The sequence below is a fragment of the Bacteroides pyogenes genome (assembly GCF_014196225.1).
GTDB lineage: Bacteria > Bacteroidota > Bacteroidia > Bacteroidales > Bacteroidaceae > Bacteroides > Bacteroides pyogenes_A.
The window spans coordinates 1-21,981 of record NZ_JACIDI010000012.1 but is presented as its reverse complement, the minus strand read 5'-3'; the positions used below and the strand labels follow the sequence as shown (position 1 = coordinate 21,981).

The following is a 21,981-nucleotide window of genomic DNA, read 5'->3' as shown; positions in this document are numbered from 1 at the left end:
ACAGCTTCATCCTTCAGTTGTTTCATCACGGAAAGCCTTCGTTTGATTCTGCCAGCCCCTTTGTTCCACCAGATTTCGAAAAGCAGCACAGCTTCATCCTTCAGTTGTTTCATCACGGAAAGCCTTCGTTTGACCTCAGCAGAGCCTTTGTTTCACTCCGACAAAGCCTTTGTTGCATCCCGGCAGAGCCTCTGCGCTGCCAATTGCCGAACATTCTCTCACTCTAGGGGAGACCTCCATTTCCCGCTGCCAAACATTCTCTCAACCCGACGGAATCCTCCAACCCCTATTGCCGCCCATTCCTTCTCCATCCGGCGGAAACCTGAACACTTTTAAAAAAGAAAAGCCGAAGACTTCCGGCAACTGAAAAGTTTACATGCGCCCGCGCTTCGGGCAGGGGCATAAGAAAGCCGCACCGACGATGTGATGAAACTCTGATAGAACAAGATTTGAGTGCTCTTCCCCTTTGTAATCCACTGGCTTGAAGCTTCCCGAAGGAATTGTGGCCCGCCATTGGAGACCGAAGCGTTCTCGGTTTACCAGATTAAATTGATGAGTTTCCCAATCCAGTCGATACGGCTAATATTTTTACATCACAAATATAGTAACAATCTTCGAAAATAGCAAGCAAAAAGCAAGATTTGTTTCTTCAGTCCTTTTTGCAGCTGCCTGCACACAAACCTCGAACAGTCAAAATAACGGAACTTCTTTCAACAAAAGACAGCAGCAAGCAACACCGCTCTGACTGCCCCAAGCAAAGAAAGAACAAACCCGCTTTTGGCAAAAGGCGACAGCAAGCAACACCGCTCTGACTGCCCCCAAACAAAGAACAAACCCGCTTTTGGCAAAAGGCGACAGCAAGCAACACCGCTCTGCCTGCCCCAAACAAAGAAAGAACAAACCCGTTTTGGCAAAAGGCGACAGCAAACAATGCCGTCTGCCTACCCCAAACAAAGAAAGAACAAACCCGCTTTTAGCAAAAGGCGACAGCAAGCAACACCGCTCTGACTGCCCCAAACAAAGAAAGAACAAACCCGCTTTTGGCAAAAGGCGACAGCAAGCAACACCGCTCTGCCTGCCCCAAACAAAGAAAGAACAAACCCGCTTTTGGCAAAAGGCGACAGCAAGCAATACCGCTCTGCCTGCCCCAAACAAAGAAAGAACAAACCCGTTTTGGCAAAAGGCGACAGCAAACAATGCCGTCTACCTGCCCCAAACAAAGAAAGAGCCGACCCGCTTTTACAGCGAGCCGACTCTTTCATAAATCATAATCCATTGATAATTAAGCAGATTTTGCTTTTGCCACTACGGCTTTGAAAGCCTCCGGGTGGTTCATCGCCAAATCGGCCAATACTTTACGGTTTATTTCAATACCGGCTTTGTGCAAACCGCCCATCAAACGCGAATAAGACATTCCTTCGAGACGTGCGGCAGCATTGATACGCTGTATCCAAAGAGCGCGGAAGTTTCTTTTCTTATTTCTACGGTCGCGGAACGCGTAAGTCAAACCCTTTTCCCAAGTGTTCTTTGCTACGGTCCATACATTTTTTCTTGCCCCAAAGTAACCTTTGGTCAATTTCAAAATTTTCTTTCTTCTTGCTTTCGAAGCAACATGATTTACTGATCTTGGCATAGTTTTACTGTTTTTGAATGTTAGCGCCGTTGCTTCGCGCAACGAACTTCAGGCTAATGCATTCGGTTAATACTTTAATAATACGTTTACGCTTCAGGTTACTTCATCGCTAAGAGTTCCTTCACCTGATTCACGTCTGCCTCGTGGACAGTGGTAGAATAACACAGGTTTCTCTTTCTCTTCTTGGATTTCTTAGTCAGGATATGACTGTGAAAAGCGTGCTTTCTTTTGATTTTACCTGTTCCGGTAAGGGCGAACCTCTTTTTAGCACCGGAGTTAGTCTTCATCTTTGGCATCTTACTTGTTTTTAAATTATTAAATATATAATGGCAACGCACTATACCTGCGCGTTACGCACTCTTCTTTACTTTTCATCCTTCTCCGTTTCGGTCGTTTTCGGCGCCGGGGCTGCCGGCTTGGGAGCCGACTTCTTCGGAGCTTCTTTCTTCTTCGGAGAGAGTTGGATGATCATGCGTTTTCCTTCGAGCACGGGCAGCTGGTCTACTTTCGCATAATCTTCAAGGTCGTTGGCAAAACGCAGCAGCAGTACCTCGCCCTGTTCTTTGAAAAGGATTGAACGCCCCTTGAAGAACACATAAGCCTTCACCTTGTCGCCGTCTTCCAGAAATCCTTTGGCGTGCTTCAGCTTAAAGTTGTAGTCGTGATCGTCGGTCTGAGGGCCGAAACGGATTTCCTTCACGTTCACCTTTACCTGTTTCGCCTTCTGTTCCTTCTGCCGTTTCTTGAGCTGATAAAGGAATTTCGAATAATCAATAATACGACAAACAGGGGGTTGAGCATTGGGTGAAATTTCCACAAGATCCAGTTCTTTTTCCTCGGCCATCTTCAACGCCTGAAAAATAGGATATACCTTAGGTTCGATATCGTCGCCCACAATGCGGACTTCCTTGGCACGAATCTGTTCGTTGATTCTGTACTGCCCTTTTAAAGTGTCATTCTTCATTAAAAACTTTTACTTCCTGATTTGTACTTTAATTGTTATTCTACTAAACATATTTATACGAAACGGCTGCAAAGTTACCATTTATTTATCATATTCTGAACTTCTTCGTTGATATTTTTAGCAAAATCTTCGAATTTCATGGTTCCTTTATCGCCTTCACCCTGTTTGCGCACGGAAACTTCGCCGTTTTCGGCTTCTTTTTCGCCGACAATGAGCATGTAAGGGATACGTTTCATTTCGTTGTCCCGAATCTTGCGGCCGATCTTCTCGTTGCGGTCGTCCACCGTGGCGCGTATTTCGTGCGTCTTCAGATACATCTTCACCTGTTCGGCGTAATCGTTGAATTTTTCGCTGATAGGCAGGATAACCACCTGGTCGGGGGTGAGCCACAACGGGAACTTGCCTGCCGTATGCTCGATGAGCACCGCAACGAAACGTTCCATCGAACCGAACGGTGCGCGATGAATCATTACCGGGCGGTGTTTCTGATTGTCGGTTCCCATATACTCCAGTTCGAAACGCTCGGGCAAGCTGTAATCCACCTGTATGGTTCCCAACTGCCAGCGGCGTCCGATGGCATCTTTCACCATAAAGTCGAGCTTCGGTCCGTAGAAAGCGGCTTCGCCATACTCGATCTTGGCTGCCAGACCTTTCTCCTCGCAAGCTTCGATGATGGCCTGTTCCGCCTTGTCCCAGTTTTCATCGCTCCCGATATATTTCTCACGGTTCACTTTGTCGCGCAAAGAGATCTGGGCTTCGAAATCGGTGAAGTTCATCGAGCGGAACACGATGGAGATAATATCCATCACGCGCAAGAATTCGGCTTTCACCTGATCGGGGCGGCAGAATATGTGCGCGTCGTCTTGCGTGAAGCTGCGCACACGGGTGAGCCCGTGCAGTTCTCCGCTCTGCTCGTACCGGCACACGGTTCCGAACTCCGCGATACGCAGCGGAAGATCCCTGTAAGAACGGGGAAAATTCTTGTAAATCTCGCAATGGTGCGGGCAGTTCATCGGCTTGAGGAAGTACTCTTCACCCTCTTCCGGCGTATGTATAGGCTGGAACGCGTCTTTTCCGTACTTCGCATAGTGTCCGGAAGTGACGTAAAGCAGCTTGTTCCCGATGGGCGGAGTGATGACTTCCTGATAGTCGTAGCGGGTTTGGATGCGGCGCAGGAACTCCTGCAGGCGCAAACGCAACGCCGTACCTTTGGGCAACCACATCGGAAGCCCCTTCCCTACCGTTTCGGAGAACATGAACAACTGCATCTCCTTGCCGATCTTGCGGTGGTCGCGCTTCTTCGCTTCTTCAAGCAGCGCCAGATATTCGTCGAGCATCTTCTTTTTCGGGAACGTGATGCCGTATATGCGGGTCATCATTTTACGGTCTTCCTGTCCGCGCCAGTATGCGCCCGCCACGGTCATCAGCTTGATGGCCTTGATGGGCGCGGTCGTCATCAGGTGAGGACCGCGGCATAGGTCGGTGAAAGCTCCTTGAGTGTAGGTCGTGATGTGTCCGTCTTCAAGTTCGGAAATAAGTTCGCACTTGTATGTTTCACCGCGCTCGCCAAACATCTTCAGGGCGTCCGCCTTCGAAATGCTCTGCCGCACAACGGCTTCTTTCTTGGCAACCAGCTCCATCATTTTGGCTTCAACCGCAGCGAGGTCTCCCTCTTTAATCACCGCTTCGCCCGGGTCTACATCGTAATAGAATCCGTTCTCGATAGCCGGTCCGATGCCGAACTGGATTCCCGGATACAATTCTTGCAGGGCCTCCGCCAGCAAGTGCGCGCTCGTATGCCAGAACGCATGTTTTCCTTCTTCATCCTCCCATTTGTAAAGCACGAAATCAGCGTCTTCGGTAATGGGACGCCCCAAATCGTACGTTTCGCCATTCACTCCACAGGCCAAAACTTCTTGCGCCAGACGAGAGCTGATGCTCTCCGCAATCTGCAGGCCGTTTACTCCTTTGTCATACTCCCGAACGGAGCCGTCGGGGAATTTTATCTTTATCATAATATGATGATGTTATATTTTCACAATTCGGTCGCAAAAATAACTAAATCTTTTGAGTTTTCTGTTGCTTCTACCGAATAAATATTACTCGGATTGGTCGGTAAAACGCTTGATGACGTTGTAGGCGGAGACGATACCCAGTTCGCCGGCCTTGCTCAAATCCGAGATTCCTAATTTATTATTGCCTAAAAAGATATGGGTGAGCCCCCGGTTGAAGTAAGCGTCTGCGAAATCGGGATTCAGTTCAATCGCTTTATCATAGTCGGCAATGGCTGCCCGGTAGTCCTTCAGCATGGCGGATAGGTTCGCCCGGTTGAAATAAGCATACACGAAATCGGGAGCCAGGCCGATTACCTTATCCAGATCCTTCTTCACCACGTCGTACTCCATCGCGGCGGATTCGTTCGGGCGGGCGTTGGCAGGCGTATCGGCCTCCGCCGCCTGTTCGGCTCTCTGATATTCCAGTTGCTTGCAGCGTATCAAGGCCCGCATGAAATAGGCAGGGAAGAAACCGTCGTCCAACAGTATCGACTGAGTCAAGTCGGAAATCGCGCTCGAGAAGTCCTGCACCAGATAGAAATCCATCGCGCGGGCGAAACGTTTCACGGCATTGTTCTCGTCTTTCACGATAGCCGAAGTGTGAGTATCGATCAGTGCAAAATGATCATTCACCTGTTCTTCCGTCAGCGGAGCTTCCATGTTCGTCAGCCGAAGGCGTTTGGGCAACAGTCCCGAGCGGTTGAGGTCTTCAATAAACTTGTGGAAATTGACCGTACGCTTCACCTCGCTTGCTTTTTCATAGTAAGCAAGGGTGAACATCGGCTCGAGCAAAATGGTCACGTTCTTATCCTGTATGCGCCCGCGGTAATCGCTCTTGTAACGTTGTTCCGTTCCGGAGTCGTCGGCAATGACTATCTTCCGGTAGTTATTCATGTTTCTATCCGACTTTTTGCGGGTGCCCGCTTTGTCTTCATCCTTCTGCTCTCCGTCTTTGTTTTGGGCAGCACCTCTTGTGCTTGCTCCCGTTTGCCTGTCGAACTGCGCCTTTATGAGTTTGAACTCGTCCTGTTCGGCTCCTTTTCTGTCGCCGATTTTCTTACGCGCTTCCGCCCGGTGGTAATATCCGGCAAGGAAATTCGGATACTGTTCGATGACGGTGGTATAGTCCTTCACGGCGCCACGGTAATCGCCGGTCTGGGCACGGAGCAGTCCGCGGTTGAAGATAGCCATCATATTGTCGGGTTCCACCCGGATGACAAAGTCGAAATCTTCGATGGCTCGGTTGTCGTCTCCCACTCTTGCGCGCAACAGTCCGCGGTTGTAATGGCCGATGAAATTGTTCGGGTCCATGTCCAAAGCCATATCGTAGTCGCTCATCGCCCCCCTGAGGTTGTTCTGGTGGAATCTGGCAAGAGCGCGGTTGATGTAGTTGCCTGCATTCTTCACACTCAGCCGGATAGCCTTGTCGAAGTCCGCCTCCGCCTCGGCATACTTTGCCTGCTGCAACTTCACGATCGCCCTCGCTGCCCAGGCATCGGGGTCGTATTTATCGAGATCGAGCGCGGCGTTGAAGTCTTTCAATGCCGCCAACGTATCTTTCTGCTGCAAAGAAACCTCGCCCCTCATGAGGTAAGCCCGGGTATAGCGCGGAGAAATCTTCAGCAGGCTCTCCAGATCCTTACGCGCGGCGTCGTAATCTTTCTTCTGAATGTGGGATAATGTCAGGTTGTGCCACAGGGTGATATTTTCGGGGGCGTATCGCAGCGCTTCGCGATAGTCGCCGATGGCTCCGTCGAACTTGTTCTGCCGTATCCTCGCCAGCCCCCGAACCTGATATGCGCCTACGACGAAGGGGTTCCGGCGGATGGCTTCGTCGCAGTCGGCCTCAGCGCCCCGGTAGTCTTCGAGGTTCAGTTTCGCCAATGCCCTGAAGAAGTAAGGTTCATACAAATAAGGCTTGGCGTTGATTACCTGATTGAAATATTGGATAGACAATACGTAGTCTTCGAAATAAAGAGCATTCCGGGCAATGGTCATCACCCGGTCTGTGTTTATCTGGGCACAAACCAGTGCAGGAAATAACAATAAAGCTATCAGTATTCTTTTCATCATCGGCTTCGCAGGCTTGGTAACTGAAGCAAAAATAATGCTTTTCAACCACTTGGCAGGGATATAAACGTTTTTTATCTTTATTTCACCTGTTTCATCTTATAGGAGCTGCGTGCCCTACCGTTCAGCATGGCGTTGAGCTTGCCCCTGATCATTTGCTTGCGCAACGGCGATATGTGGTCGATAAACATTTTTCCGTCCAAATGGTCGAACTCGTGCTGCATCACACGAGCGAGATAGCCTTCTATCTCTTCTTCGTGCTCCACAAAATCCTCGTCCATATATTTCACGCGGATTCTGTTTCCTCTTTTCACCGTCTCGTGGATACCCGGCAGGCTCAGGCAGCCTTCTTCCATGCTTACTTCCTCGCCGCTCACTTCCAAGATATGAGGGTTGATGTAGACTCTGTTGAAATCTTTAAACTCCGGATATTCGTCCGACAGCGGATCTAACGTAATAACCGCCACACGGATGGGCAATCCGATCTGGGGAGCGGCAAGTCCGACACCGTCGGCATTCTCCATCGTTTCGAACATGTTTGCAATCAATTCTTTCAAGTTCGGATAATCCGGTGCGATATCTTCCGCCACTTTTCTCAGGACGGGTTGTCCATATACATAAATAGGTAAAATCATACTGTTTTTGAGTTATTAAATAGTTTGTTTTTTGCTACTGTAAGGCTTATCCGCCCCCATCCGTCAGAAGCGTCTGCTTTCGAGATAAGTCTGAAGGATGATAGTAGCGCTTATTTCGTCCACCAACGCTTTGTTCTGCCGGTCTTTTTTCTTCAGCCCGGCCTCCAGCATCGTGCGGTGTGCAAGAACAGACGTAAAACGTTCGTCCGCAAACTCCACAGGTATCTGCGGGAAACGCTTCCTGAATGAACGCACGAACGGCTCGATATGTTTCATGTTCTCGGAAACTTCATGGTTCATTTGCCTGGGCAATCCTACCACAAGCCGCTCGACAGGCTCCTTGGCCATATATTCGCCGAGAAAGTTGAGCAGCTGATGCGTAGGCACGGTGGTCAACCCGTTGGCTATCAACTGCATTACATCGCTTACGGCAATGCCTGTACGCTTTCTTCCATAATCTATTGCTACAATTCTGCTCATAGCGCGCAAAAATACAAAAAAAGAAGCTTACGACGAAAGGAAACGATGTTTTTAAATCAGTAGACCAGCTTCACGTTGTCTATCCACAGCGAATTTCCGGGCGAACCGATATAGGCTCCTCCGTGACTCGAAGCAAACTGAATGTAGAGATGAGTGGGCAGGTCGTCTTTATCTCCCCACGCCACCTCGTGTATGGGCACGCTCTCTCCCTTGCTGTTTACCGTATAATCTTCGGACACTTGCAGACGCATCATGTGCGGCTTGTAGTGGGGAGAATCCGTTATATCGCCATACAGTATGCGGAAGGAGGCGTTGTTCACCCAATCGGTCGAATGACGGAAATAGGTAACCATAGTGCCCACCCTCTTGGCGTATATATTTCCTTGCGCATCTTCCCAACGCTTTTGCAGGAGCAGGACGGCAACCGGGTAGTCCTTTCCCGCCACGTCGGTGATTTTGCTGAATCCGGTAGCGCGTATACGGTTTTCGCGGTCGGACATTTTCACCTTATAGTCGAATTGAAGCGCCACGGGTTTCCCGGTAAACGGAATGCCTGTCTGCAATATCTTCTGGGGATTCTTCGTGCTTTTAATCGGCTCGTGCACCGAACCGGTGAACACAGACCCTGCTGCCAATACCGTAATGTTGACAATTCCGAGCACCTTCACGCTTTCCATCCGTGTATCGAGCCGGGCGCAATACCCGTCGCCCCGCTTTTCGGGGAAAACGGACGTGTTCGTTTTGGTGATTCCCGCCACTTTCGCCATCACGTTCGAGGTAGCCCACGGCGAGCCTCCCATATTCTGATAAGCACCGTCGCCTTTAATCACGGCGGCGGGACCTATCTCATACACATTCTTCACATTTCCCCCGATCACCCCCGACTCTTTTATCTGCCGGTCTATCCATTGGTTCATGTCGCCAAACGGCATCATCTCCGCCTTTTGCTGCGCATTCGCCATAAAGCAGCAGGCAAACGACACGCACCACACCAATGAGAAAAAACAAATTGTTTTCCGTTTCATATATTCCTTTGCTCCTTTTACCTTTATTCTCAACTTCTTCTTGCAATTACTCTCATACCTCTTTAAAACGTGTCAGGCTGACACAGGCGTATAAAACTGCTATGTTTTCCGTATTAACTCTCATACCTCAAAACGTCAGGCCAACACAGGGCATCGGCAATGCAACCTTTCGCTCCGCGCTCGCTTGGGATCATCCCAAAGCTTTCGAGCGGCAATGCAAAAGCTTTCTCACCACCCGATGCCGATTTACCAAGCTTCCGACCGCCTTATCCGAGCGGAAACGGAAAAGCTTTCTCCCTCTCTACGGAAACGGTTCATAGCCGGGCGCCATTTGTTTCGCCGGGCAATCCGGACGATTGCGGCACTGCAAAAACGCTTGTCGAACCCGATGTTAAACAAGCCGTATATCTTGCCGTTTCCGTCTGCACGCTTATGCAGACAGCCTGAAGGCTGAATAACGGAAAGCGGAGACAAATTCCGGACTCACCGTACCTGCGGCAAGAAGAGCGTTTGTTTCAGTTTGTTTCCCATCGGGGAAACTTTTGTTTCACGCTGGGGAAACTTTTGTTTCATGCTGGGGAAACTTTTGAAACACATCAGGGAGGCTTTTCTTTCCTAACGGCGAAGCTTCTATTTCACACTAAGACAGCTTTTCTTTCACAACGGCGAAGCTTCTATTTCACACTAAGACAGCTTTTCTTTCACAACGGCGAAGCTTCTATTTCACACTAAGGCAGCTTTTCTTTCACAACGGCGAAGCTTTTGTTTCACAAGCTGCGAACAAAAGTCACTCCCTCGTGTGCCAGTCTCGAAACCGATGAACCGGCGCAAAGCAATCCCGCAGGCATTTGCAAGTGAAAGAACGGGCAAAGATAAAACTTTCTTTCCCTGCAAAGTTTCATTCGCCCGTTTTATAACTTCTTTTAGTAGAAGGCAGCGAGTGTAACGGAAACAGGGTCTGCGCATGCCGCAACAAAAAAAGCAATAACTTCCCAGCTACTGCTTTTTAAGTTCGGAAAGAATCGATACGCTTTCCGATATATTACCAAAAAGAAATCAATAGAGGCGGTATAACAACCAGGCTCCTTGAAAATCCGAACGGTGCGGATACTTCGCCTTGAAGGCGTCGCGGGCGGCCGCCGCAGAATCTCTGTCTGCAAACGAGCTTACAATCACACGGTACATCGCTTTTTCGGCATTAAATGCAATCGTAGATCTGTAACCCTGTCCGTCCAACCATTCTTTCAAGCCGTCGGCATTTGCTTTTACGCCGAAACTGCCTGCCACTATACTATAATCTTTCAAACCATCTTCTCCGGAAACCACAGTAACTTTCTCCTGACGAATACCTGTAACATCGACAGCTTTAGGTGCGACAGGAGCGGCAACTACCGGAGTCACTTCCACCGGAGCGGCCACCTGAGGTTCTGCAAGTTCTTGCTGCTTTGCTTTCTCATAAGCTTTTTTATAGGCACTCTCGCTGGACTTACAAGACGTGAACGCCAGTACCAAGCATATCCCCATCCCAAATACAAACAATTTCTTCATAATTAATACGTTTTTTAATTAATACTTCAATATTTTCGTCTATTCATTTTCTGTTTCAGGGAACAAAATAATAGAATTTTTATCATCCGGCAAAGAAAACGAACGAAAAAACACTCATTCTTTACCTTTTCCTATAAGAAATAGTACCCGTAGCCTGATTGGTCGGCATCAAGAGTATCTCGGCTATCTGCACATGCGGGGGAGCCGAAGCCGCGAAATAGACGGTCTCGGCAACATCGTCACCGCTCAACGGGCGGATGCCCGCATAGAAATCGTCAGCTGCGCGCTTGTTTCCCCGGTAGCGGACAACCGAAAAATTCGTCTCCACCATGCCCGGCTTGATGTTTGTCACTCTCAGCGGCGTATCTACCAAGTCGATCCGCAAACCGTCCGAAAGGGCTTTCACCGCCGCCTTGGTAGCGCAATAAACGCTTCCGCCCGGATAAGCGGCATCTCCGGCAATCGACCCGATATTGATGATGTGTCCCCTTCCGCGCTTTACCATGCCGGGAACAATCAGGCGGGTGATACACAACAAAGCCTTTATATTGGTATCGATCACGACATCCCACTCGTCCAGATCGCCCTCGAACTCCTTGTCTACACCGATGACCAGCCCGGCATTGTTCACCAGCACATCGATCGGCTTCCACTCCTCCGGCAGATTTTCCAACAGCTTTACGGCCAAAGCACGATTACGTACATCGAAAGGCAAAACGAATACACGTATACCGTAGGCCTCTTCCAACTCCGCCTTCAGCTTTTCCAATCTGGAAACGGTGCGGGCATTCAGAATCAAATTCCATCCCTGCGACGCAAATTTACGGGCACACCCTTCTCCGATACCACTGCTGGCTCCGGTTATAAAAACAATTTTATTCTCCATCCTGTCTGTTTTTAGTAATAACTCATACAAAAATACATCCTGACAGACATTCATCGTTGCCGAAGCATAGTTAAATAAGATTAAACCCGAAAAGAAAAAAAATTATAAAACAAAAGGTTTTCCTCTATTTAGCAGAACAACCTACTTGTAAATATGTTATAATGGTATACATAACCATTTAAAACGTATATATCATGAAAGGATTAAGTGTATTGACAGCTTTCTTGGGCGGTGCGGCCGTAGGTGCGGCGCTCGGTATCTTATTCGCTCCGGAAAAAGGAGAAGACACCCGCAGCAGAATCGTAGACATCCTGCGTAAAAAAGGAATCAAACTCAATCGCAACGAGATGGAAGACCTCGTAGACGAGATTGCAGCCGAAATCAAAGACAAAGTAGGAGAATAATTAAAAGAACTAAAAAAACAGAGCGATCATGTTTGCAAGTGACAAAAGTATTGAAAACTTTCAGCAATTGTTTTTTGAATTCAAAAAGTATCTTGAACTTCAAAAAGAATATACCAAACTGGAAATAATCGAAAAATTAAGTGTTCTTATTTCAACTTTAATCACGATTTTAATACTCATTATCTTAGGTATGGTGGCTCTGTTTTATCTCCTGTTCGCCCTTGCCTACGTATTAGAGCCGCTGGTAGGAGGATTGACAGTCAGCTTTACCATCATAGCGGGCATCTCCATCCTTCTTATCGCAATCGTTGCAATTTTCCGCAAGCAACTGATTATCGCTCCAATGGTAAACTTTCTGGCAAATTTATTCATAACCGACTCTAACGACTAAATCATGAGCACGCAAGCATCCCGCAAATTCACTTTAGAAGAAATAGTTGAACGCAGAAAAAGGGTTCTGTGTGAAATCCGTGCACAAAAAGAAGAAATGACATGCACGGCAAAAGAATTGTTCGCCCCGCTTGCTCCCGCCGCAACCAAAGCCGATGCAATTGCCCGCGCGTTCAATACAGGCAGTGCCATCATCGACGGCGTTATAACAGGCATTAAGATTATGCGCAATGTGCGCCGTTTCTTCAGAGGAATGAAATAAAAAGGGATGTATTAAAAAAAGGCGCAAGCACAGCTCACGCCTCTTCGGACAAAATCATCAATATCTTTTCCTATACATACGTTTCCAACAGCTTCACTCCTTTCGCTCCCGGAGCAATCGTTATATCCTGTGTAGTAGCAGGCAATAAAACAGTCTCGCCGGCATCCAAAGTCAATTCGTTGTTTTCATTGTCTTTAATCCGACAAGAACCCTCCACACAAATGAAGATTACAAACGAATCGAGCTCGGAATAATCGCAACCTATTTCCTCGGTCATATCATACACGGAAGTCGTAAAGTACGGACATGCCACCAACTCCACAGGTTCGTTCTGCATCATTTCGTACTTAGTGCGATAGTCATCCAACACCTCATAATTAATAGCTTCACGAGCCAAGTCGGTGTGCAGTTCGCGTGTTTTCCCTTCAGAATCCTTACGGTTGAAGTCATAAATACGGTAAGTTATATCCGAAGTTTGCTGTATCTCCGCTATGAATGCTCCCGCACCGATGCTGTGAACCCGCCCTGCCGGAAGAAAGAACACATCGCCGGGATGAATCTCATATTCCTGCAACACATCGGTGATCGTACTGTTCAATACACGTTCCTTATATTCTTTCGGAGTAATTTCCTCTGAAAAACCGGAACGCAGCTTAGCCCCTTTGTCGGCATCCACTACATACCACATTTCGGTTTTCCCCATTGAATTGTGACGTCTTTTCGCTAATTCATCCGACGGATGCACTTGAATAGACAAATCCTGTCTGGCATCGATAAATTTAATAAGTAGCGGGAATTTATTCCCAAAACGGGCGTAATTGGCTTCTCCAACCAAATCCTCGCGATACCTTCTGACCATATCGGTCAATGTAAGACCTTTATCGGGCCCGTTGGCTACAACAGATTCATTTTCCTCTACACCGGAGATTTCCCAGCTTTCTCCCACCCCTTTCAAGTCGGAATTCAAATGCTTGAAAGAAATAATCTTATCGCCACCCCAAAGAGTTTGCTTCAGAATAGGTTCGAATTTTAACGGATACATTTTGTTTTTCTTGTTATAAACTTTAGATTAAATTCTTCAGGGAGTCATGAAACTCCGGGACAAACATACGAAAAAATAGTTCAATCTCATGAAACAAAACGAGAAAAACCGCCCGAAAGCCGGAAAAAACCTTCCATAATCCTCAAGCCTTGCACCGTTAGTAAAAGAAATTCGCTTTTTTATTTCGACAAGTCAAACGAACCGACTTTCATGAAGGAAAAACCACAAAAAGCCGATTACCGTTTCACCTGAACGCTAAACTTTCCTAAAGGCCACTCTACATTTAATTGGAATAATTTGTGAGAAACAAAGAATTTATCTTTATTTGCAAGAAAATTCAGTAATACCAAAGATGAATAACACATTCCCCACAGAAGGAAATATTTCAGGGCTCAGCCGGAAAGATTTTCAAAAGGATATAAAAAATAAGAAAACCGACTTATTTATCCTTAAAAACAAATTGGGAATGGAAGTCGCCGTAACAAATTACGGATGCGCCATTCTTTCTATCATGGTACCGGATAAAAGCGGGAAGTATGCCAACGTCGTTCTTGGGCACGACAGCATCGACCACGTGGTTCAAAGCCCGGAACCTTTCCTCAATACTACCATCGGACGTTATGGCAACCGCATTGCCAAAGGAAAGTTCACGCTGTTCGGCGAAGAGCATGAGCTGACCGTGAACAACGGCCCCAATTCGCTGCACGGAGGCCCCACCGGTTTCCACGCTCGTGTATGGGACGCTGTTCAGATCGACGAAAGCACCATACAGTTCAACTATATTTCTGTCGACGGAGAAGAAGGATTCCCCGGCAATTTGGAAGTAGAAATGACTTATCGCGTGGAGGAGGAAGTCAATGCGCTGGCTATCGAATATCGCGCTACCACCGATAAGGCAACCGTAGTAAACCTCACCAATCACGGTTTCTTCAACCTTTCGGGAATAGCCAAGCCGACTCCTAGCGTAGAAAACCATATCGTCACAATCAATGCCGACTTCTATACTCCCATCGACGAAGTATCTATACCTACGGGAGAGATAGCGAAAGTGGAAGGAACCCTGATGGATTTCCGCACACCGCACGCAATAGGCGAACGCATCAACGAAAAGTTCCAACAATTAGTATTCGGGAGCGGATATGACCATTGCTATGTTTTAAACAAAACAGAAACCGGTTCGCTCGATCTTGCCGCCACATGCAAAGATCCCGAAAGCGGACGCGTAATGGAAGTATATACCACAGAGGCGGGAATGCAGATATATACCGGCAACTGGCTGAATGGATTCGAAGGAGCACACGGAGCTACATTCCCTGCGCGAAGCGCTGTTTGCTTCGAAGCGCAATGTTTCCCCGACACGCCCAACAAACCGCATTTCCCATCCGCCACCTTGCTTCCGGATGACGAATATCAGCAAATAACGGTTTACAAATTCGGAGTAGAAGAATGATGATCAATCCATAGCATATATACAACAAACAAATATTTAAATATCAATAAAGTAAACATATCATGGACAACGTAAAAAAACAAAGTTATTTAGGGCCATTTATTACAATGGTAATCCTAATGTCGTTAGTGGGTCTTATCACCAACATTAACCAACAATTCCAGGCGCCGATGCAAGCAGCTTTCTTAAAGGAAGCGATACCTGTAAAAGATATGCTTGCCACGTTCATCAACTTCTCATTCTTCTTGGCATACCTCTTAATGGGTAATCTTAGCGCCAACACCATTCAGAAGCATGGCTACAGAAGCACGCTCGTCAGAGGACTGATTATTCTTTTGTTCGCATTCGGAATATTCGAAATATCGGCTCTTCTGTTCGACAGGTTCCCTGCATACATCGCCTTTGGCGAAAGTGTCAGAGTGCCGCATGCATATTTCGTATTCGTATTGGGCTCGTTTGTTGCGGGAACGGCGCTTACTTTCTTACAGGCCGCCATCAATCCTTATCTTGTGGCGTGCGATGTAAAGGGAACAAGCGCAGTGCAACGCCAAACAATAGCCGGAGCGGGTAACTCTACGATGACAACCATCGGCCCGTTATTGGTAGCATACGTAATCTTCGGAGGCGTATCTTCCGAACAAATACAGATCAGCCAGCTCTACATTCCCATGGCTGTGCTGATAGCTATCGTAGGTGTACTGACTGTGGTATTGACCAAACTGAATTTACCGAACGTAGCAGGAGCAGCTTCGGAAGATGGAGCGGAAGAACTTACCGAAAGCGTATGGTCGTTCAGACATTTGGCTTTAGGAGTTGTCGCCATCTTCATGTATGTAGGTGTTGAAGTAGCCGTAGGAGCCAACATCAACCTGTACGCCCTCTCATTGAAAGACGTTGACGGAAACGCTCTTTTCACAGTAGCCAGCGCCGCTCAATTAGCAGCATTGTACTGGGGAGGAATGTTAGTAGGCCGTCTTTGCGGAAGCTTCGTAAGCAAAATAAGCGCGCAGACACAACTTCTGGTAACGTCTGTCATCAGTACCATTCTGGTAGCAGCAACAGTGGTTACGAACAACCCGTTGCTTTTGGTCGGAGTAGGTCTGTTCCATTCCATTATGTGGCCGGCTATTTTCTCTCTTGCCATTGCGAAACTTGGCAAATACACATCCAAAGGTTCGGGCGCTCTGATGATGGGTGTGGTAGGTGGAGCCATACTGCCCTTCACACAAGGAATAGCCGCCGGTATCGTAGGCTGGCAGATTACTTGGGTAATAGTTGTAATAGGCGAATTATACCTTATATATTATGCGCTCATCGGTCATAAAGTAATCAAAAGCGCAGAGTAATAAGAATCATAAGAAAGATACAAGAATTTATCAACCATTAATAGTATAATATCATGGATATAGAACACGTAAGAAGCCGCTTCATCAAACATTTCGACGGTACCACCGGTTTTGTATATACTTCTCCGGGACGTATCAACCTTATCGGCGAACACACCGACTACAACGGAGGATTTGTGTTTCCGGGAGCGGTGGATAAAGGCATCATGGCCGAAATCAAACCGAATGGAACCGACAAAGTAAAGGCGTATTCCATCGATCTGAAAGATTATGTAGAGTTCGGACTGAAAGAAGAAGACGCTCCCCGCACCAGCTGGGCGAGATACATCTTCGGCGTATGCCGTGAAATGATAAAGCGAGGAGTAGATGTAAAAGGATTCAATACCGCTTTCGCAGGCGATGTGCCTCTGGGCGCGGGTATGTCTTCGTCGGCAGCTTTGGAAAGCACCTATGCTTTTGCCTTAAACGAGCTCTTCGGTGAAGGAAAGATAGACAAATTCGAATTGGCTAAGGTGGGACAGGCAACGGAGCACAACTACTGTGGAGTAAAGTGCGGCATTATGGACCAGTTCGCTTCCTTGTTCGGTAAGGCGGGCAGCTTGATTCGTCTGGATTGCCGTTCGTTGGAGTACAAATATTTCCCGTTCAACCCGAAAGGCTACCGACTGGTTCTGCTGGACTCGGTGGTAAAGCACGAGTTAGCCTCCTCGGCATACAACAAACGCCGTGAAAGTTGCGAGAATGCCGTTGCCGCTATCAAGAAGAAATATCCGCATGTGGAATTCCTACGCGACTGTACGATGGAGATGCTGCAAGAAGCGAAGAACGACATCAGTACGGAAGATTATATGCGTGCCGAATACGTGATCGAAGAAATCCAGCGTGTGCTCGATGTATGCGACGCTCTCGAAAGAGGCGACTACGAGACCGTAGGACAGAAGATGTACGAGACGCATCACGGAATGAGCAAGCTCTACGAAGTAAGCTGCGAGGAGCTGGACTTCCTGAATGACTGTGCCAGAAAGTACGGCGTAACCGGTTCGCGCGTGATGGGCGGAGGCTTCGGAGGCTGCACCATCAACCTTGTGAAAGAAGAGTTGCATGACAACTTCGTGGAGAAGACCAAAGAAGAGTTCAGAGCCAAGTTCGGCAAAAGCCCCAAAGTCTACGAAGTAGTCATCAGCGACGGGTCCCGCCGGTTGGCATAAGCCCCGGCAACAACAAGCGGCAGCATCTTCTTATCATACAGCCAGTCTTATACAATCTGTAATAGGACAAACAAGAAGACTGCATCGAAACAGGCTTTCAAAGCAGAAGGTATTTATCGTTGTAGCTGTACCACGCCCCTCTGCCGTATCGGAATAGACTTTGAAAACAAGAAGGCATTTAGGCGCAAGTATCGTATCCGTACGACATTCTCTTCATGAAGTTATTGTGTCCAACAAGCGTGATTTAAGCGCAAGCATCGTATCCGTACGATCGGAGCGCATCGGAATAGACCTTGAAAGCTGAAAGCCTTCCAAATTGAAACCTCTCTTTAAGATAAATCCCCCTTTTCCTTAAGCTTGCACGGTTACAAACCAAAGCCGGAACAAGGGGGATTGTCATGTCCCAAGCTCAGATACCAAAGTTCATCCATCTCCCCCTTTAAAGCAGCCTATCCCTTTTGCCTACCCCTTGCAGAGCTTTGCCTCACATACACATGCGAACAGCCATGCCGACGCACCATCAATGAATAAGAGCACCGACACAGGACAAACAAGGAAAAGAACATTCCATCCAACCCGCCTATCCCAACGCTGCTTCTCCGGTCGCCCGGACGGACGGAAAACAAGGAAAAGAACATTCTCTCAACCCGTCTATCCCAGTGCTGCTTCTCCGGGCTATGCCCGGACGGGCAGTAAACAAGGAAAAGGACATTCCACCCAACCTGTCTATCCCAGCACTACTTCTCTGGTCTATGCCCGAGCAGGCAGTAAACAAGGTAAGAACATTTCATCAAATCTCTTTGTATTAAGGAAGTTTATATTATCTTTGCAGATAAATAACGCACCTACAACACGAGAAAGCAGCATAGCCTGCCGGCGTGTTTCTTTCGATATCGAATGATACGGACGAACAGATGTGATGTGATGTGATGTGATGAGAAAGACGACGAATAATATATACTGCCAAATAGGCAGGTTTTTTTTGATCCCCACCCCCGCCATCCTGTTGACGACGGGGACATTGAAACAGCTTGCAAGACTCGGTCAATGGCTTCTTGCTTTCGCCTTCCTGCTGATAACGGGATGCACTCCGCAAACCGGAAAGAAAGCCGAGCCGAAAGAGAGATACCTGACTCTTGAGAAGCAACTGAAAGAGGTGAAGCACGAAGAGAGTCTCAAAGAGTTGTTGAAGCATTACAGTTCTGCCAACGATCGCGTCGCCCTGATGCTGTGTTACAAGCAGTTGGGCAAGATACAAAGAGAGAATGCCCGCTTCTCGGATGCCATTGCCAGCCATCAGGAAGGGCTTACGCTGGCATACGCACTGGCCGACACGATAGAGATTGTGCAGGCGCTCAATAATCTGGGGACTAATTTCCGCCGTATCGGGGCATTGGCCGAAGCCTCCGACTACCACTACCGCGCGCTCGAACACGCCGAAGCCTATTCGGACAAGCTCTCGCCCGAAGGACGAAAGAACCGGGTGGTGTCAATGAACGGTATTGGAAATGTAAGCCTCACACTGGGATACTACGACGACGCAGAGAGATTCTTCCGCCTCTCACTCGACGAGGAAACCGCACTGAACAGCCCCATCGGACAGGCTATCAACCTTGCCAATCTGGGAGCCATATTCGAAGAGAGGGAACAATACGACTCGGCAGAGGTGTATTACCGTCGATCGATGGAACAGAACCGCATAGGAGATTCTGAAATGGGCATCGGGTTGTGCAACATACATTTGGGACATCTATACAAGAAACAAAAGCTCTATACCACCGCACTCGAACACTATACCAAAGCCTATGAACAGATGGATCGCATCTCCGACCGATGGCACTGGCTCGAAGCCTGCATAGCAATGGCGGAGATACATCTGCTCACACACAATGATGAGGGTTTCAACCGCTATATTACGCGTGCCGAACAGACAGCCACGGAGATTTCCTCTCCCGAGCATCTGGTTACCATCCACCGCCTGAGGCACGACTTCGACTTCCGCCGTAAACGCTTCGAGAAAGCATTGAAGCACTACAAAGAGAGCCAAACGCTCGAAGACAGCGTAAGAGGTGTACAGAAAGCGAGCCGGTACATCGACCTCCGGCTGAACTTCGAACGGGAGAAGAACACCCGCAGCTTGCAACGTATCGAGGCCGAGAACCGGGCCGACAAGATGCGCAGACAGATTACCCTTTATTTGGTTCTCACCGCCTTTGCCTTTGCGCTTATCGTCTTGCTGTTGTTGTGGTACGCCTACCGTCAACGCCTTCGCAGCAACCGGATACTACGGCAAGTGGAGCGGGCACGGACGGACTTCTTCACCGGCATTACCCACGAATTCCGTACCCCTATCACCATCATACGCGGTTTCAACGAACAACTGAAAAACCCCCGCCTCTCCGAGATCAAGCACAAATGCTATATCGAAGCCATCGACCGTCAGAGCAACCGCCTGCTTTCGCTTGTCAACCAACTGCTCGACATCACCCGGCTGAGAAGCGGAAGCGACCATCCGCAGTGGAAGCGCGGCGACATTGTGGCATACCTGCGCATGAGCATCGAGAACTACCAGTTATACGCCGGGCAAAAGCAGATACTGCTGAAGTTCAGCAGCAAAGCATCCGCGCAGGAGATGGACTTCGTGCCCTTCTACATCGACAAGGTGGTAAGCAACCTTCTCTCCAACGCCATCAAGCACACCCCGGAGGGAGGACGAATCGACTTCAGCCTTTCCACCCTGCAAAACGAAACCTTGCAGATATGCGTAAGCGATACTGGTGTAGGGATAGATCCCGAGGACCTGCCCCGCATCTTCGAACTCTTCTACCACAACGAACGATCCACAGAGGAGATGGGAACCGGTATCGGACTCTCTTTCACACGCCTGCTGGTGGAGAAGATGGACGGAAAGATAGAAGTGCAAAGCACCCTCGGCAAAGGATCTGCCTTCACCGTGCGCCTGCCTCTCCGCAACAGGCACCATGAAAATATCCTCCGGCTCGAAAAGAACGAACGCCCGGTTGCAGACTCCATGCTCTTCCCTGCCTCCGTTCTTACCTCCACAAATACTGTGGCGGTTCATGAATGCGAAACCAACGACAGTCCTGCGGCAAACGACAATCCCGACCTGCCCCTGCTGCTCGTGGTCGAAGACAATGCCGATGTACGCCTATACCTGCAAACACTGCTCTCGCCATACTACCGGCTGCTCACTGCTGCGGACGGTGAGGAGGGATTGGCCGTGGCCCGTGAGCATCTGCCCGACCTGATAGTGACCGACATCATGATGCCGCGAAAAGACGGCATCGCCCTTTGCACAGAGTTGAAGCAAGACATACTGGTCAACCATATTCCCGTCATCATGCTTACCGCTCGCAGTACCGACGAAGACCGCATCGCAGGGCTCCGTTGCGGCGTGGAGGCTTACATACGTAAACCTTTTCAAGCGGAAGAGCTCCTCGTCACCATCGACAATTTGCTTGCCGCCCGCCGTCTTCTGCAAGAGAAATATACCCGGCTCACGCAGGATGCCGCCTTCTTCACAAGCAATTCCGTCCCGCAGGAAAACCCCATGCTGTATAAAATCGCTCCTGCACATGGCAACTCTATTATGCCTATGGAAGAAGCCCCTCCCATCGTTACAGCTTCCCCCGAAAACAACGTTGCTACCGGCGAGGAAGAAAGACTCATGAATGACCGTTCTGTTAAAGATAACGCAACCTCCCCCACAGACAGTGGCATCCCCGTACAAGAAGACACAAAAGAAGGGGCGAACGCAGTCGAGAAAGCCAACCTCGACTTCCTGAATGATGTGGCGGCATTCATCGACAGCCATATAGAAGACCCGCAACTGACTCCTGCGTTCGTGGCATCGCACATGTCGCTCAGCCTTTCGCAACTCAACCGCAAGCTGAATGCAGTCACCGGAACGCCCACCTCCCTGCATATCCTGCACAGAAGGCTCATGCATGCCCGCCGCATGCTCGCCGACTCCCGATACTCCGTCATGCAGATAGCCGACTTGTGCGGGTTCACCGACTCCTCGCACCTGAGCCGCGCGTTCAAGAAAGCATACGGCATCACCCCCACCGCCTACCGCAACCGATAACGCTTGCCGTTCGGGAGCGTTCGCCCTCACCCGGCGCACCCAACCCTCACCCCGGCAGGAAAGTCGGCGTGCCCGGAAGCCAAACAAATGTTAATGCGCATCTGATACAAAACCATGCGCATTCCATACAACTCTCTTTCCTCCCGATAGGCTACATTTGTAATGTAAAAAGTCGGGGCAACCGGAGAAGGAACAACAAAGCCGGAAGGTGTCGGGTAAATCCTTCGTTCTGTCTTTACAAACTGCAATAAGTTAAACCCTTCTTCATCGTCAACTCTCTCTCTTCTCCGGTTCTCCCCGAGCGATTACAGAAGCACCTTTATTTATTGGACAAAGCGATGGCTCCGTCATCGGTCAGGCGATGGTTCCGTCATCGGCAAGGCGATGGCTCCGTCATCGGTCAGGCGATGGTTCCGTCATCGGCAAGGCGATGGCTCCGTCATCGGTCAGGCGATGGTTCCGTCATCGGCAAGGCG

20 protein-coding genes are annotated in these 21,981 nt (G+C 48.8%); 9 read left to right on the top strand and 11 right to left on the bottom strand.

Annotated features, from left to right (window positions below):
- The first annotated feature begins 841 nt into the window (after positions 1-841).
- The gene (locus tag GGR07_RS09050; protein WP_122056570.1) at positions 842-1,264 is read left to right on the top strand and encodes a hypothetical protein; all 423 of its coding nucleotides are present in this window, start codon (positions 842-844) and stop codon (positions 1,262-1,264) included.
- Positions 1,265-1,282: 18 nt separating this feature from the next.
- Here GGR07_RS09050 and rplT read toward each other — a convergent pair whose 3' ends face one another.
- From rplT to GGR07_RS09010, 8 genes are all read right to left on the bottom strand, one after another.
- Positions 1,283-1,633 carry a 50S ribosomal protein L20 gene (gene rplT, locus GGR07_RS09045; protein ID WP_122056706.1) on the bottom strand — a complete coding sequence of 117 codons (351 nt, stop codon included), beginning with the start codon at positions 1,631-1,633 and terminating at the stop codon, positions 1,283-1,285.
- Between the two features lie 98 nt (positions 1,634-1,731).
- Positions 1,732-1,929 (bottom strand): 50S ribosomal protein L35, encoded by a 198-nt coding sequence (gene rpmI / locus GGR07_RS09040; protein WP_021647116.1) that lies wholly within the window; start codon positions 1,927-1,929, stop codon positions 1,732-1,734.
- A gap of 68 nt (positions 1,930-1,997) precedes the next feature.
- Positions 1,998-2,597: a translation initiation factor IF-3 gene (infC, locus tag GGR07_RS09035; protein WP_021647115.1), complete on the bottom strand. Its 600-nt coding sequence runs from the start codon at positions 2,595-2,597 to the stop codon at positions 1,998-2,000.
- A 74-nt stretch (positions 2,598-2,671) separates the two neighbouring features.
- Positions 2,672-4,612, bottom strand: coding sequence for a threonine--tRNA ligase (gene thrS / locus GGR07_RS09030; RefSeq protein WP_021647114.1), 1,941 nt, complete (start codon positions 4,610-4,612; stop codon positions 2,672-2,674).
- A gap of 84 nt (positions 4,613-4,696) precedes the next feature.
- Complete coding sequence (locus GGR07_RS09025; RefSeq protein WP_034543024.1) at positions 4,697-6,724, bottom strand: tetratricopeptide repeat protein; 2,028 nt, start codon at positions 6,722-6,724, stop codon at positions 4,697-4,699.
- Positions 6,725-6,801: 77 nt separating this feature from the next.
- Positions 6,802-7,356: a peptide deformylase gene (def, locus tag GGR07_RS09020; protein WP_021647112.1), complete on the bottom strand. Its 555-nt coding sequence runs from the start codon at positions 7,354-7,356 to the stop codon at positions 6,802-6,804.
- Between the two features lie 63 nt (positions 7,357-7,419).
- Positions 7,420-7,836: a Holliday junction resolvase RuvX gene (gene ruvX, locus GGR07_RS09015; protein ID WP_021647111.1), complete on the bottom strand. Its 417-nt coding sequence runs from the start codon at positions 7,834-7,836 to the stop codon at positions 7,420-7,422.
- 56 nt (positions 7,837-7,892) lie between these two features.
- A complete protein-coding gene (locus GGR07_RS09010; protein WP_256680619.1) occupies positions 7,893-8,798 on the bottom strand; it encodes a PCMD domain-containing protein in 906 nt (301 codons plus the stop codon).
- A 222-nt stretch (positions 8,799-9,020) separates the two neighbouring features.
- On the opposite strand from GGR07_RS09010, the gene GGR07_RS09005 reads away from it, so the two are divergent.
- Complete coding sequence (locus tag GGR07_RS09005) at positions 9,021-9,308, top strand: hypothetical protein (protein ID WP_021647109.1); 288 nt, start codon at positions 9,021-9,023, stop codon at positions 9,306-9,308.
- Positions 9,309-9,917: 609 nt separating this feature from the next.
- Here the strand turns inward: GGR07_RS09005 and GGR07_RS09000 are convergent.
- Together GGR07_RS09000 and GGR07_RS08995 are read right to left on the bottom strand one after the other, a co-directional pair.
- On the bottom strand, positions 9,918-10,409 hold the full coding sequence (locus GGR07_RS09000) for an SPOR domain-containing protein (RefSeq protein WP_021647107.1): 492 nt from the start codon (positions 10,407-10,409) through the stop codon (positions 9,918-9,920).
- A gap of 121 nt (positions 10,410-10,530) precedes the next feature.
- A complete protein-coding gene (locus GGR07_RS08995; RefSeq protein ID WP_034543022.1) occupies positions 10,531-11,295 on the bottom strand; it encodes an SDR family NAD(P)-dependent oxidoreductase in 765 nt (254 codons plus the stop codon).
- A 194-nt stretch (positions 11,296-11,489) separates the two neighbouring features.
- On the opposite strand from GGR07_RS08995, the gene GGR07_RS08990 reads away from it, so the two are divergent.
- The 3 genes from GGR07_RS08990 to GGR07_RS08980 are packed head-to-tail and all read left to right on the top strand — an operon-like array spanning position 11,490 to position 12,351.
- Positions 11,490-11,699 carry a YtxH domain-containing protein gene (locus GGR07_RS08990; RefSeq protein ID WP_021647105.1) on the top strand — a complete coding sequence of 70 codons (210 nt, stop codon included), beginning with the start codon at positions 11,490-11,492 and terminating at the stop codon, positions 11,697-11,699.
- A gap of 28 nt (positions 11,700-11,727) precedes the next feature.
- Positions 11,728-12,090, top strand: a complete 363-nt coding sequence (locus GGR07_RS08985; RefSeq protein WP_021647104.1) for a phage holin family protein — start codon at positions 11,728-11,730, stop codon at positions 12,088-12,090.
- Positions 12,091-12,093: 3 nt separating this feature from the next.
- On the top strand, positions 12,094-12,351 hold the full coding sequence (locus GGR07_RS08980) for a hypothetical protein (RefSeq protein WP_034543021.1): 258 nt from the start codon (positions 12,094-12,096) through the stop codon (positions 12,349-12,351).
- A 70-nt stretch (positions 12,352-12,421) separates the two neighbouring features.
- Here GGR07_RS08980 and GGR07_RS08975 read toward each other — a convergent pair whose 3' ends face one another.
- Positions 12,422-13,393 (bottom strand): type I phosphomannose isomerase catalytic subunit, encoded by a 972-nt coding sequence (locus tag GGR07_RS08975; protein ID WP_021647102.1) that lies wholly within the window; start codon positions 13,391-13,393, stop codon positions 12,422-12,424.
- A 352-nt stretch (positions 13,394-13,745) separates the two neighbouring features.
- Here GGR07_RS08975 and GGR07_RS08970 point away from each other — a divergent pair, with 352 nt between their 5' ends.
- From GGR07_RS08970 to GGR07_RS08955, 4 genes are all read left to right on the top strand, one after another.
- Positions 13,746-14,843, top strand: a complete 1,098-nt coding sequence (locus GGR07_RS08970) for an aldose epimerase family protein (protein WP_034543020.1) — start codon at positions 13,746-13,748, stop codon at positions 14,841-14,843.
- Positions 14,844-14,905: 62 nt separating this feature from the next.
- The gene (locus GGR07_RS08965) at positions 14,906-16,189 is read left to right on the top strand and encodes an MFS transporter (RefSeq protein WP_027326253.1); all 1,284 of its coding nucleotides are present in this window, start codon (positions 14,906-14,908) and stop codon (positions 16,187-16,189) included.
- A 53-nt stretch (positions 16,190-16,242) separates the two neighbouring features.
- A complete protein-coding gene (galK, locus tag GGR07_RS08960; protein ID WP_122056569.1) occupies positions 16,243-17,397 on the top strand; it encodes a galactokinase in 1,155 nt (384 codons plus the stop codon).
- Positions 17,398-18,379: 982 nt separating this feature from the next.
- On the top strand, positions 18,380-21,505 hold the full coding sequence (locus GGR07_RS08955) for an ATP-binding protein (RefSeq protein WP_172545186.1): 3,126 nt from the start codon (positions 18,380-18,382) through the stop codon (positions 21,503-21,505).
- Positions 21,506-21,981 lie beyond the last annotated feature (476 nt).